The organism is Paeniglutamicibacter sp. ORCA_105 (genome assembly GCF_045798545.1).
GTDB classification, from domain to species: domain Bacteria; phylum Actinomycetota; class Actinomycetes; order Actinomycetales; family Micrococcaceae; genus Paeniglutamicibacter; species Paeniglutamicibacter sulfureus.
On the sequence record NZ_JBIXLM010000065.1, the window covers coordinates 1 to 12,730 of the forward strand.

At 65.6% G+C, this 12,730-nt stretch carries 10 protein-coding genes and 1 pseudogene; 6 read left to right on the forward strand and 5 right to left on the reverse strand.

Translation table 11 applies throughout. The annotated features are described in order from the left end of the window. The 5 genes and pseudogenes from ACIPUB_RS19455 to ACIPUB_RS19475 form a co-directional block, all read left to right on the forward strand. A pseudogene (locus ACIPUB_RS19455) lies at window positions 1-202 on the forward strand (serine hydroxymethyltransferase); the annotation flags it as partial. 157 nt (window positions 203-359) lie between these two features. Next, entirely contained in the window at window positions 360-1,769 is a 1,410-nt protein-coding gene (locus ACIPUB_RS19460) for an L-serine ammonia-lyase (RefSeq protein ID WP_407608889.1), read from the forward strand. A gap of 126 nt (window positions 1,770-1,895) precedes the next feature. Then, window positions 1,896-2,417 (forward strand): GNAT family N-acetyltransferase, encoded by a 522-nt coding sequence (locus tag ACIPUB_RS19465; RefSeq protein ID WP_407608890.1) that lies wholly within the window; start codon window positions 1,896-1,898, stop codon window positions 2,415-2,417. 455 nt (window positions 2,418-2,872) lie between these two features. Next, window positions 2,873-4,231 carry a magnesium transporter gene (gene mgtE, locus ACIPUB_RS19470; protein ID WP_407608891.1) on the forward strand — a complete coding sequence of 453 codons (1,359 nt, stop codon included), beginning with the start codon at window positions 2,873-2,875 and terminating at the stop codon, window positions 4,229-4,231. Between the two features lie 195 nt (window positions 4,232-4,426). Next, complete coding sequence (locus ACIPUB_RS19475) at window positions 4,427-5,572, forward strand: hypothetical protein (RefSeq protein ID WP_407608892.1); 1,146 nt, start codon at window positions 4,427-4,429, stop codon at window positions 5,570-5,572. Between the two features lie 101 nt (window positions 5,573-5,673). On the opposite strand, the gene ACIPUB_RS19480 is transcribed toward ACIPUB_RS19475, so the two are convergent. The 5 genes from ACIPUB_RS19480 to ACIPUB_RS19500 all read right to left on the reverse strand — a co-directional run bounded on the left by ACIPUB_RS19480 (window position 5,674) and on the right by ACIPUB_RS19500 (window position 11,950). Beyond that, window positions 5,674-6,702 (reverse strand): metal ABC transporter solute-binding protein, Zn/Mn family, encoded by a 1,029-nt coding sequence (locus ACIPUB_RS19480; RefSeq protein WP_407608893.1) that lies wholly within the window; start codon window positions 6,700-6,702, stop codon window positions 5,674-5,676. A 133-nt stretch (window positions 6,703-6,835) separates the two neighbouring features. After that, window positions 6,836-8,131 (reverse strand): YibE/F family protein, encoded by a 1,296-nt coding sequence (locus ACIPUB_RS19485; protein ID WP_407608894.1) that lies wholly within the window; start codon window positions 8,129-8,131, stop codon window positions 6,836-6,838. A gap of 200 nt (window positions 8,132-8,331) precedes the next feature. After that, a complete protein-coding gene (locus tag ACIPUB_RS19490; protein WP_407608895.1) occupies window positions 8,332-8,736 on the reverse strand; it encodes a cupin domain-containing protein in 405 nt (134 codons plus the stop codon). Beyond that, the gene (locus tag ACIPUB_RS19495) at window positions 8,733-10,199 is read right to left on the reverse strand and encodes an NAD(P)/FAD-dependent oxidoreductase (RefSeq protein WP_407608896.1); all 1,467 of its coding nucleotides are present in this window, start codon (window positions 10,197-10,199) and stop codon (window positions 8,733-8,735) included. Before ACIPUB_RS19495 ends, ACIPUB_RS19490 begins: the two co-directional genes overlap by 4 nt. A gap of 83 nt (window positions 10,200-10,282) precedes the next feature. After that, on the reverse strand, window positions 10,283-11,950 hold the full coding sequence (locus ACIPUB_RS19500; protein WP_407608897.1) for an amidohydrolase: 1,668 nt from the start codon (window positions 11,948-11,950) through the stop codon (window positions 10,283-10,285). 135 nt (window positions 11,951-12,085) lie between these two features. Between ACIPUB_RS19500 and ACIPUB_RS19505 the strand changes: the two genes are divergently transcribed. Then, on the forward strand, window positions 12,086-12,730 hold a 645-nt coding region (locus ACIPUB_RS19505; RefSeq protein ID WP_407608898.1), incomplete at its 3' end, for a TetR/AcrR family transcriptional regulator.

A 12,730-nucleotide genomic window follows, 5' to 3' on the forward strand; every position in this document is an offset into this window, starting at 1 on the left:
CGGTTTGCGCATCGGCACCCCGGCCCTGGCCACCCGCGGCTTCTCCGAGGCCGCGTTCGTGGAGGTCGCGGACATCATCGCCGAGACCCTCATCGCCGGCACCCAGGAGAACAACGAGGCAACGCTCGCGGCCCTGAAGGACCGCGTGCACGCCCTGGCCAACGCCCACCCGCTGTACCCGGATCTGGCCAAACTGGTCTAGTCCCGGACTCCTTGCAAGATATCGCGAGCCCGGGACCAGAACGGTCCCGGGCTCGCGGTTTTTGCATCTCCTGCCGTGGCGCGCATCACATGCCTGTTGCTTGCAGCATCCATCATCGAGAACCACCACAGCGGTATATACGAAGGAAGTTTGTTCAATGGCTATCAGTGTTTTTGATCTTTTCACCGTCGGCATTGGGCCATCGTCATCACACACGGTGGGTCCCATGCGCGCCGCGCACGCGTTTGCCGCGAAGCTGGTGCGCGAGGAAATCCTCGGGCAGACCGCATCGCTGCGGGTCGACGTCTACGGTTCGCTGGCCGCCACCGGCCGCGGCCACGGAACCTTCACCGCGATCATGCTGGGACTGGAAGGCTACGAGCCCGAGGCCATCCTGCCGTCCGAGGTCGATGAGCGCCTCGACGACATGGCGGCGACCGGCAAACTGCAATTGTGCAAGGCGCTGGGAGGGGGCAAGGAAATCGACTACAAGGTCGAGGACATGATCCAGCACCCGCTCACGGTCCTGCCCCGGCACACCAACGGCCTGAAGATGGCGGCCTTGGATGCCGAGGGCAACATCCTGGCCGAGGACACCTACTATTCGGTGGGCGGCGGCTTCATCGTGCGCGAGGGTGCCGAGGAAAAGCTCGCAGCCAACCTCGAGGGCGCGCTCAACGCGCAACCCTACCCCTTCACCACCGCCGCAAAGCTGCTGGAACACTGCGCCACGTCGGGTCTGTCCATTGCCGGCGTCATGGCCGCCAACGAAGAGGTCTACCGCTCCAAGGAAGAGATCCGGGAAGGCCTGCTGCATATCTGGCAAGTCATGGAGGATTGCAAGGACTCCGCGCTGGAACGCGAGGGCGTGCTGCCCGGCGGGCTCAAGGTTCGCCGCCGCGCCCCCGAATGGCACAAGCGCCTGGCCAAGGAAGACAAGGACCGCGATCCGGTGTACTGGCAGGAATGGGTCAACCTGGTGGCGCTGGCCGTCAACGAGGAAAACGCGTCCGGCGGTCGGGTCGTCACGGCCCCGACCAACGGTGCTGCCGGCATCATCCCCGCGGTGATGTTCTACGCGACCCACTACGCACCCGGTGCCCAGTACTGGAACCAGGAAGAGCGCGAAGACGTGATCGTCCGCTTCATGCTCACCGCAGCGGCCATCGGCGTGCTCTACAAGGAGCAGGCCTCGATCTCCGGCGCCGAGGTCGGTTGCCAGGGCGAGGTCGGTTCGGCCTCCTCGATGGCAGCCGGCGGCCTGGCCGAGATCCTGGGCGGCACCGTTGACCAGGTGGAAAACGCCGCGGAAATCGCCATGGAGCACAACCTTGGACTGACCTGTGACCCGATCGGCGGCCTGGTGCAGATCCCGTGCATCGAACGCAACGCCATCGCCGCTTCCAAGGCCATCAACGCCGCCAAGATGGCACTGATGGGCGACGGGCAGCACCACGTGACCCTCGACGAAGTCATCATCACCATGCGGGAAACCGGCAAGGACATGAGCGACAAGTACAAGGAAACCGCCATGGGCGGCCTGGCCGTGAACGTGATCGAGTGCTAGGGGCATAATCCCACGGCAACGGCCCGGTGCCTGCCGCGGTCCCGGATTTTTCGGGGCAGCGCAGGCACCGGGCCGTTCGTGCTTCCGATGCCGGAGGGAAGGTTGCCGGCTGGTAGCCTTCGAAGCATGCTTGAGATCCGACCCTTCACCGCCGCCGATGCCGAAGCCGCCCTGGACGCGCGCGCCGAGCTGGACGCCGACGACTTCGACTTCCTGCTGGGGTACTCGGCCCGCCGGGGATTCGAGTCCTACCTCGAGCAGCTGGCGGCCCACGAAGAAGGCCTTGGCCTGCCTCCCGGATGGGTCCGCTCCGCGCTCTGGGGCGCCTTCTCCGAGGGCACGCTGGTGGGCCGGACCTGCATCAGGTTCGAACTCAACGAGAACCTGCTCGCCGTCGGCGGGCACATCGGCTATGCGGTCCGCCCGGGGCACCGCAGGCGCGGCCACGCCACCAGGATCCTGCGCCTCTCGCTGGCACAGTTGGCGCAGCGCAACATCGAATCGGCACTGGTCACCTGCCGGGACGACAACACCGGATCGGCCCACACCATCGAGGCCAACGGGGGACTGCTGGAGAACGTCATCGAGGCCTCCGACGGACCCACCCGGCGGTACTGGGTTCCCACCCGCGCCACGCCTCGGGGCTGAGGTCCCGCGCGGCGGGACTCTGCTGCGCATTGGCCCTTCATCGGGACCGTGGCCTACCATGGGAAGGACGCCCGGACCCGGAGCGGCCACGCGCAACGGCGGTGCCTGCCCGGGGAAATCCCGGCCCCAACACGGATGGAGGTGACCGCACGCATGGAAGACGGACCTAGTCGATCTAGCACGCCGCGCGAGCGACACCTCTGTGCTCCGGCATCCCTCACCACCCAGCCATGACCATCCCCTTCCCCGCCCGGTAGCAAACACCGAGCCGGGAACCGGCCCGCATTTCGGGTCATGGCTCCACATCCATGGGGGGATTGCTTCCAGGGTCCAGCAGGTGCTGCGCGGCCGCTGTGATACTCACAGCCCAAGCCCACAACACCCACTGCCGACACACGTCACCGGGACCAACCGGTGCGATGCATGCGTGTGTTTTCACCGGAGGGAACCGGAGAATGATCAAGACCCCCACCAGCTCGTTCGAGGCCAACTCGGAGCACCTGGCCACGGCCCTCGCCGACGGCGACATCGCCGCGACATCACGGGTGTTCCTTCCCTTGGGAACCAGCGAAACCCTTGAGCAGCTCGAGCGTTTGAGCACCATTGAGCGGGCGCTTGCCTACCGCACGCTTCCCAAGGGCCGCGCCCTTGAGGTCTTCGAGCGACTCGACGCCTCGCTGCAGGCCGACCTGGTCGCCGGCCTACAGGAACAAGACGTTGCCGAGGTCTTCGCCGCGCTCAGCCCCGATGACCGTGTGGCCCTGGTCGACGAGCTGCCGGCCGCCGTCGCGAACCGGCTCATCCTGGGCCTGAACGAGAAGGAACGTGCGCTGACCGGTACCGTGCTGGGCTACCCGCAGGGTGCGGTGGGACGCTGCATGAGTCCGGAATTCGTGACCACCCGTCCGGGGAACAGCGCGGGGGAGACCCTGGCCAGGGTGCGTGGCCGGCTCGATGACGCCGAGAGCGTCTACACCATCCCCGTCACCGACGCGGGCCGCCGCTTGGTGGGTGTGGTGTCGCTGCGCGACGTGCTGCGTGCCGAGCCCGGGGCACGGATCGAGGGGATCATGAAGACGCCGATTTCCGTGACTGCATCGCTCGATGCCGAGGAGGCCGCCAGGTACTGCGCCGACGCTAAGGTCCTGGTGCTGCCGGTCGTGGACGACGAGGAACGCCTCGTGGGGATCCTGACGGTGGATGACGCGCTACGCATCCTTGAGGAGGCCGAGAGCGAGGACGCTGCCCGGTCCGGCGGCACCGAGCCGCTGCGCCGCCCTTACCTGGCAACCCCGGTGCGCTCAATCGTGCGGGCCCGCGTGGTGTGGCTGCTGGTCCTGGCACTCGGTGCCACCCTGACGGTCAAGGTCATCGGCGCCTTCGAGGCGACGCTGGAGGCGCAGGTGGTGCTCTCGCTGTTCATCCCGCTGCTGATCGGGACCGGCGGGAACACCGGCAACCAGGCCGCGACCACGATCACCCGCGCCTTGGCGCTGGGGGACGTGCGGCCGCGGGACGTGTTCAAGGTGTTCGCCCGCGAGGTACGGGTAGGTGCGCTGCTTGGGCTGCTGCTGGGGACCCTTGGCTTCGCGATCGCGGCGCTGGCATTCACCGTCTCCCTGGGCCTGGTCATCGGGCTGACGCTGCTGGGGGTGTGCACCATGGCCGCGAGCATCGGGGGGTTGATGCCGTTGCTGGGCAAGGCTGTGCGCGCGGATCCCGCGGTCTTCTCCAACCCGTTCATCTCCACATTCGTCGATGCCGCGGGGCTGGTCATCTACTTCCTGGTGGCCACCAGCATCCTGGGGCTGTAGCAACTGGCCAACCGGGGCTCGACATGCGGGTTAAGGAGCCCGTCCCGGTGCCCCGGGGTGGGGCACGGATCGCACCATCGTACCTAATGAAAACGCTTTTGAGCAGCCCCTTTCGGCGGGGTGTATTCCGGTGCTACGGTGAGCAGACGGATCGAATCGGCACGCGGGCTTCCTCGCGTGGGAAGGAGTTCCCCCATGACTTCACGCGCAGGTTCCACAGGAATCGACGCCTCGCTCTACCGTCGACAGGGCCAATGGTGTACAGCCCTCGTAGATGTTTCGCTTGGAACAACCGCGGCGCAGGAAGCGGTTGACGCACTCCCCGAACACGTAGGAAAACTGCTCGGCTCGCAACAGGCCTCGGAGGCCGACATTGGAGCCCTGAAGACGGCCCTGCTGCCAGCCGAGGGACACGCGGCACCGGTCGCCCGCTTCGTGGCCGTGAACAACGGCGAGGTCGTTGTCGACGAAATCATTGATGGACTGAAGGTCGAGGCGTCCGACGTGGACTGCGGACCCTTCCCCAACCTGGTTGCCCTGGCCCGCGCCCGTGGTGGACAGTTCCCCTACCTGGTGGTCGAGGCCGGCCGGGACGGCGGAGAAGTGCGGCTATACCACTCCGCTGTACAAGGCGTCGAGGAAAGCCGCGGCGTCACCGGGGACCCGGAGGAGGCGCACCACGCACGCAAGGTTCCGGGACGCTATGACGAACCCAAGAACCAGTCCTCGACCGAGGAGATCTGGCGGCGCAATGCCGATGACCTGGCCAAGCAGATCGATGAGCTGGCAAGGGAAAACTACGTCAGGCTTATCGTGCTGGCCGGCGACGTCAAGGCCCGCGAACTGGTGGCCAGCAAGCTGGCCCCCGCGCACAAGCCGCTCACCAGCATTCTCGAACAGCACACGCGCACCGGCGGGGCGGACCAGTCCTTGTTCGCCGCGGCCGTGCAGGAACGAATCGATGAAGTGTTGGGCAGGGACGTCCAGGAACTGTCCGAACGCGTGGCGAACCGCAGCGGAAACGGCCGCTCGGAACTGGCACTGGGCTTCGACGAGGTCGTTACGGCACTGCAGCAGGCGCAGGCCGACACGGTGCTGGTGGGCCAGTACCAGGACGACGAGACGCTCATTGCCCTGAACGCCGACCCATGGCTTTGCGGCGAGGGCTCGGACGAACACGCGGAATTGGTCATCGGTTCCTGGCCGGCCCCGGAGGTGCTGTTGCGGGCCACGGCGCTGACGGATGCCACCATCCGCTATGTGCCCGAGGGCGTGCTGCCCGACGGGGTGGGCATCGCGGCGCTGCTGCGCTGGCCCAAGAACACGGAAACCGGTGCCTGACCCAGTCGCAGGGCAACGGACATGAGAGTGGCCCGGTTGCTGGCGAACCGAACGACGTGGTTCGCCCGCAACCGGGCCACTTTATGCAATGGGGGATGCGGCTACTTGGCCAGCTCCTCCATGGCCTGGATGTTGGATTCCATCCAGGCGACGTAGTCGGTGTTGGCCGGAAGCGTCTCGGTGAAGTCGACGACCGCCACATTTGCCGCGTCGGCCTGCTTGCGGATGCGTTCGGTCTGCGGGCTTTCGGTCTGGGTGTTGTAGGCCAGCACGTCGATGTCACCGGAGTCGAACCGCTTGCCCATCTCGTTGAATGCCTGCGGGGAAACCTCGCCGCCGCCCTCGATGGATTCGCTCAAGCCCTCCGGAGTCGCATCTGTCATGCCCAGGTCCTCAAGCAGGTGGAAGGGCACGGGCTCGGTCATCGCGAAGTGCTTGCCGTCCAGGGAACCGTGCAGGTCGGCGACCCGGGCTTCAAGGTTCTCCAGGTCCGAAGTCAGCGCTGCCGCGTTGGCGGTGAAGGTCGCGGCCTCTTCGGGCTTCAGCTCTGCAAGTCGCTTGGCGATCTCGTCGCTGAGCAGGCGCATCGATTCGAGGTCATACCAAACGTGCTCGTTGTAGGCGGCGTGGCCGTGCTCGTCGTGCGCGTCGGCTGCTGCCGCTTCTTCCGCGTGCTCTTCGTGTTCCGCGGCGGATTCCCCCGCGTGCTCTTCGTGTTCCGCGGCGGATTCCCCCGCATGCTCTTCCTCTGCCGAGATCGGCGAGGTGTCGACGGCGTTGATGACAGTGGACTCGGAAAGCTTGAGGTCCTTGGCCAATGCGTCCATGAAGGCGTCGTACCCGCCGCCGTTGGCCACCACAAGCTGGGCCTTGGAAAGTGCGAGCTTGTCACGTGAGGTCGCCTCGTAGGAGTGCGGATCTTGCGACACCGAGTTGATGACCGGGTTTGCCTCCACCAGGTCTCCGCCGATCCGGCTGACCAGGTCGGCGTAGACGGTGGTGCTGGTGACCACTTGAACCAGGTCCTGCTCGGCTGCGGAATCCTGGCCGGAAGCATTTCCGCCGCAGGCCGCCAGGGCAAGGGTGCCGGCAAGGGCCAGGGGGACGAGGCGTAGTGTTCGACGATTCATGGGTGAAGCGATCCTTCTAGGGCCAGGGGAGGGTGCGTACAAGAACCAAGTCTAACGTAAACAAGAACCATTAGCATTAATCGATGGCCGAGGCAGTGCCCACAAGCGCTGGTTGGGTGTTAATCCCAGGGCTCTAGTCGACCTCGGAGGTGGATGGCTGAAGGGCTCGTCGGCCCGAGGGCTTTGAGTCGCCGGCTTCTGGATTGGAACCGCTTCGCGCGGACTTGCCGCCTGAGCCGGTGGCCTTGACCACTGCCACCGCGATGGCAGTGGTCACCGGGATGGCCAATACCAGCCCGATGGAACCCACCAGGATTCGAATGACCTCCTCGGCCATTTGGCCGGTGGTGAGGGTGTCCATCAGGGGTCGGTCGTACAAGCTCACCAACACCAGGATCGGCAGTGCCGCGCCGGCGTAGGCGAAGGCAATGGTGTAGACGGTCGAGGCGATGTGGTCCCGGCCGATGCGCATCCCCGAGGTGAAAAGCTGCCGGGCAGTGGAATGCGGTGCGATTTCCGCCAGCTCCCAGACCGCGGAGGACTGGGTGATGGTCACGTCGTTGAGCACGCCCATGCCGGCGATGAGCAGGCCGCACAGCAACAACCCGGAGAGACTGAGTTCGGGCACCACCGTGCTGAGAGTCAGGGCCGAATCCTCGGTTGCACCGGTCAGTGCCGCAGCGTCGGTGGCCCAGGTGGCTATTGCCGCGGTGACGCCCAGCCCGAACAGCGTGCCCAGCAGCGCCGTGGAGGTCCGTGCGGAGAATCCGTGGGCAAAATACAGTGCCGCAAACATGACGATGGTGGACGTCGTGAGCCCAACCAGCATGGGGGATTTTCCTTCGAGCAGCGCCGGCACCATGAAGCTCACAATGAAGAACAACCCGCCGGCGAGCCCTGCCAGTGCCCGCAGCCCGCGCCACCGCGCGACCATGCACACCACCGCCGCATAAGCGATGCCGAGCAGGGCCAGCGGGGTCGAGCGCACAAAATCAACGAAGACATACGGCGCGGATGTATCCGTGGTGTGCGAGAGGTCGAGGTACTTGATCTTGTCCCCGGCCTCAAGTGGCCGGGACTGGGTCGTTTCCGGCGGAACTTCCAGGGCGAAGGATGCGCCGCCCGCCTCGGGGGTGACATAGGAAATCTCGCACATCAGTTCCTTGCCGCCGACCTCGTCCAGGCCCTGGGAGGACGGGCAGACTTCACTCACGGTCCGGGTGACGGTTCCGGTGGAAAGCTCCGCGCCGTTGGCGGTGTTGAAGGTGTCGTTCAGCGGGGACTTGGCGATGTCGCCGCTGGGCCAGAGCATGATGGTTGCGATGAACGCCAGCACCCCCACCGGGGCAAGCAGGATCCAAAGGATGAGGTTGGCGCGTCGGCGCCGGGCCGGGTCAACGAGTACGTCGGCGTGGTGGTGTCCACCCATGAAAGGTTCAGCTCCAGATCGATTGCGTGCCGTTTCTCCCCAAGAGATCCCCACCAGAACAGTGTAGCGATTCGAAACGAACGACCGCCCCGGGCCCGATCCGGAACCATGGGCGGGCGTTCTGCTTCGTTCTGCGGGATCATCCACGCCTGATTTAGATGCCAACTGCCGTCGTGAAGCCCAGGACCGGCCAGCGAAACTCATTCGGTGGCCCGGGAGTCCTCCTCAAGGGTGAAATAGACCTTGCGCAGCGGTTCGGTGACGGTCCAGGTTGTCTTCATTCCGGCACTCAAGCGCATGACGGTGCCCGGGGCCAGATCGGCGGTGCGCGCAGGGTGTCCTTCGAATGGCTCGATGACCACGGTGCCATGCCCGGCAGTGACCACGAAGACTTCCTCGGCTTCCACATCTTGCATGGCGCCGACGCCCAGTTCCCAGATGCCGAACGCGGTGCCAGCCAGCGTGCCAAGTGGCACCGTTGTCGTCGTGGTGGACGCAGCCGTGGCGGCAGCTTGGTTGGGCGGGACAGGTTCGTGGTCCAGGGGCACCCGGTTCACGCGAAGGGCCTGCCCGCCGCGTAACTGCGGGAAATCCCTGGCGTTCACGAGTCGAACCCCATGCCGACGGCATCCATGGCCTTGAGGAACGGGCCGCGCCTGCCTTCGTTGCGGTCAGCCTGGACCAGTCCGTTGGTCATCAGCTTCACGCCCAGCCATGCCGCCGGTTCCGGAGGGAAAGGCAGCGGCTTCTTCCTGACCATCTCCAACTCGGTGAGCTCGGTCTTGGAGCCAGAGAGCAAATCAAGCATCACCCTGGCGCCGAAGCGTGTCGCGCCCACGCCCAGACCGGTGAATCCGGCGCAGTACGCGACGCGGCCGGAGTGGGAGGTGTCAAAGAAGGCGAAGAAGCGGCTGCAGGTGTCGATGGCCCCGCCCCAGGCATGGGAGAACTTGATGCCTTCCAGCTGCGGGAAGGTGCCCAGGAAGTGAGCTGCCAGCTTCCTGAAGGTGGCATCGTGCCTGTCGTATTGGGGCTTGACCTCTCGGCCGTAGTGGTAGATCGCGTCGTAGCCGCCATAGAGCAGCCGCCAGCCGCCGTCCTCGTCGATCGTAGGACGGGAGTAATGGAAACGGTTGTTCATGTCCGCCAGGCCCATGTTTTCCTTCCAGCCGATGGACCGGCGCTGTACTGCAGTGAGCGGCTCGGTCATGAGCGCGTAGTCATAGACGGGAATGGTGTGCAGCCGGTGGCGCTTGAGCAAGGACGGGAAGGCGTTGGTTGCCAGGGCGACGCTTCGAGCGGTGATGTGACCGGCGCCGGTGCGCACCCGGATTTCGGTGGAGGTGGAGATAAGCTCCTCGCCCTTGGTGTGTTCGAAGATCCTGACCCCCAGATTGAGGCACACCCGTCGCAGGCCCCAGGCGAGCTTTGCCGGATGCACCAGCACGGTGCCGTGCCGGTCCCAGTTCCCGCCTTCAAAGAGCGGGGAGTCGATGTGGGTGCGCACGTGCCCGGCGTCCATGGCAACGATTTCAGGGTTCTCCGCGGCCTCTTCCTTCAGCCATTGCACCTGGTGTTTTTCGGTGGCGACGGTCAGCACGCCGCTTTCCACGAGGTCGCAATCGATGTCGTACTGCTTGACGGTGCCAATGATCCCGGCGAGGTTTTCGGCTCCGAGCTCGGTCAACCGCTGGTTTTCCTCGGGAAGGTGCTTCTCGCCGTTGGATTCGCCATGGACCAGGGAAGCCTCGCAAAAGCCGCCGTTGCGCCCCGAGGCCGCCCATCCCACGGTTTGCGCCTCGATGAGCACCACCTCTCGGTCGGGGTCTTCTTCCTTCGCCAGCAACGCGGTCCACAGCCCGCAGTAACCGCCGCCAACCACGAGCAGGTCCGTGGTGAGGTTGCCTTCCAAGGAAGGCAGGGCCGCGGGGCGGTCGCGGTGCCGCAGCCAATAGGGGGCGTAGGTGGTCCCGTCGAGCGCGGCATCGATGGCGGGTTTCCCGATGCTCGCCTCGATGCGGTCGTAGGAAACGGGGAAGCCGTTGGACGTGGCAGGAATGCTGCTCATGGAGTTTCCTTGCTTGAAAGATGTGAACGTGGGGGGTGTTCAATGTGCCTGTGGGCGGGAGGGCATTTGTGGAACAGCTGGCCCTAGACGCGTGCGGCGGCACGTGAAAAGACCACGTGCCCCGCGGCAAGGGTGAGTTCCACTGCCACGGCGTGCAAGTCGCTGGAGTCCATGGCGAACGGGTCCGCGTCCAGCATGATGATGTCGGCGCGGGAGCCGGGTCGGAGAGTGCCGCCCTCGATATCGCGGTTGATCCATGCGCTGCCCTGCGTGTAGCCGCGCATGGTCTCCATCAAGGTGATGGCCTGGTGGGGGACCAACGGTTCGGCCTCCGGGTGGTCCGGATGGGTGCGGTTGACCGCGACATGGATGGCCTCGAACGGGTTGGGTGTTGAGACCGGCCAGTCCGAACCCATGACCAAGTGCGCCCCGGAATCCATTAGGGAGCGGAACGGATACTGCCATCCGGTGCGTTCCTTCCCGAGGAACGGGGCCGTCAGTTCCGTCATTTGCTCGTCGTTGCAGGCCCAGAGCGCCTGGGCGTTGATGCTCAGCCCCAGTTTGCCGAAACGGGCCACGTCGTTCGGGTGGATGATCTGCAGGTGGGCCAGATGGTGCCGCCCGCCGGTGATGCCGTTGGCGGCCCGGGCCGCTTCGAGCGCATCCAAGCCCATGCGTGCGGCAGCGTCGCCAATGACGTGGAGATGCAGGTCGAAGCCCGCAGCATCCAGGGCCGTCGCCACCGCGGACAGCACCTCCGGGGAGAGGTAGCGCAGTCCGGTGGAACCCCTGGAATCGGGGTCGCAATTGCAGGTACGCAGGTAGGGATCGAGCATCGCGGCGCTTTGGTTTTCCGCGACGCCATCGACCATGATCTTGGCGGTGGTGGTGCGGAACCCGGCCGCGGCGTTTTCCCGCCGACGCTCCAGGAAGTCCCCGACCAGTTCGGGAACGTCCCCGAGGGTGGTTTCGCGGGGAACCCAGAGGGCACCGGCCGCCTGGCCGGTGAGCATACCCTCGGCATACAGGGAACGGTAGATCGCGGAACCATCCCGATACCCGGCGTAGTTCCCCAGGATTGCTTCCTGCCAGCCGGTGACCCCGAACGAGTGAAGCCTGGCCTGGCCGGCCAACAGCCCCGCCCGCAGGGTCGCGGCATCCGGGGGCGGGATGAGTGCGCTGACCAGGTCCATGGCGCCCTCGTGCAGGGTTCCGGTGGGAGTTCCCCGGCTGTCACGTTCGATGCGTCCGTCCTCCGGATCGAGGGTGGCGGCTGTGATCCCGGCCAGGCGCAGGGCAGCGGAGTTGACCCAAGCGCCGTGGTGGTCGCGGTTGATCAGGTAGGCAGGCGTCTGCCCGGTGATGGCGTCCAACAGTTCGGCGGTGGGGGTGCCGCCGGGGAAATCGCTCATGGACCAGCCGCCGCCGGTGATCCAGTCCCCGGTGTTGCCGGCGGCGTGGGACGTGATGACTGCCAGCGTGGCGTCGATGCCGTGGGCACCGGTGAGATCGCAGGCCAAGGACTCGACCCCGCCCATCAGGGTGTGGACGTGCGCGTCGGTGAAGCCGGGGGACAAGGCACGGCCTTCCAGGGACACGTCGTGTTCCGGTGCGGGGAGGGCGTTGCGGACCTGCGCCTCGGGGCCCACAGCCAGGACGCGGCCATCGCGCACGGCGACGGCGCTGCCCGGGTCCAGGAGGATGTCGCCATCAAAGATGGTGCCTGAATGAAATAGCCACGTCTCGCTCACGGGTGCCCTTTCGGCGTGGAGGAATGGGGGGTGCCGCTGAATGAATGGTGTGTATCCCAGTTCATAAAATCGCAGTCATGATCTAAAGTCAACGGTGTTGACTTTAATGAGTGGAATGGAAGCCAAGGCACATCGATGGATACCAACGAGCCCGAGGATGTCCCCGTGAAAGAGACGCCCGTTCCGCGTCGCCGTGCCCAGGGACTTGGCCGCGACATCATCATTGATGCCTGCCTTAAGCTGGCCGGCGGAAGCGATCCCGATGCCCTGTCCTTTCGCAAGATCGGCAAGGCGATCGGTGCCGACCCGACGGCGCTGTACCGCCACTTTGCCGACAAGGACGAACTGCTGCTGGCGCTCGCCGACCGCGTGATTGCGGTGGGAATGGAAGGTTATGTCCCGGGCCCGCGCTGGGAGGAGTCGCTGCGGGACTTGATGCTGAGGACCCGGGCGAGTTTCCTGCGCTATCCGCAGGTTGCCACGTTGGCTGCCTTGCGGGTGACGCGCCAGAAGGGCGAGCTGGAATTCATTGAGGCCATGCTCGCCGCGCTGGAGTTGGCGGGTTTTGAACGGCGGGAGGCGGCGCTGGTCTACCGGGCCTGTGGCGACTTCATGCTGGCGTGGACCGGCTTTAGTGCGGGGCTTGTGCTGCTGGGTGAGCAGTCAGCGCAGGATGACAATGCGTGGGTGCGCAGCTACGCGAAAGTCTCTGAGCGGCAATACCCGTTGGCAGTGTCATCGGTGGCCCTGATGGCAAGGGTGCAGGACGAGGAAAATTAC

Bases quoted from the DNA above. Each gene is read 5' to 3' on its own strand.
- ACIPUB_RS19495 (WP_407608896.1), bottom strand. From the start codon at position 10,199: ATGAGCAGCATTCCTGCCACGTCCAACGGCTTCCCCGTTTCCTACGAC.
- ACIPUB_RS19480 (WP_407608893.1), bottom strand. From the start codon at position 6,702: ATGAATCGTCGAACACTACGCCTCGTCCCCCTGGCCCTTGCCGGCACC.
- ACIPUB_RS19475 (WP_407608892.1), top strand. From the start codon at position 4,427: ATGACTTCACGCGCAGGTTCCACAGGAATCGACGCCTCGCTCTACCGT.
- ACIPUB_RS19460 (WP_407608889.1), top strand. From the start codon at position 360: ATGGCTATCAGTGTTTTTGATCTTTTCACCGTCGGCATTGGGCCATCG.
- ACIPUB_RS19465 (WP_407608890.1), top strand. From the start codon at position 1,896: ATGCTTGAGATCCGACCCTTCACCGCCGCCGATGCCGAAGCCGCCCTG.
- ACIPUB_RS19485 (WP_407608894.1), bottom strand. From the start codon at position 8,131: ATGGGTGGACACCACCACGCCGACGTACTCGTTGACCCGGCCCGGCGC.
- mgtE (WP_407608891.1), top strand. From the start codon at position 2,873: ATGATCAAGACCCCCACCAGCTCGTTCGAGGCCAACTCGGAGCACCTG.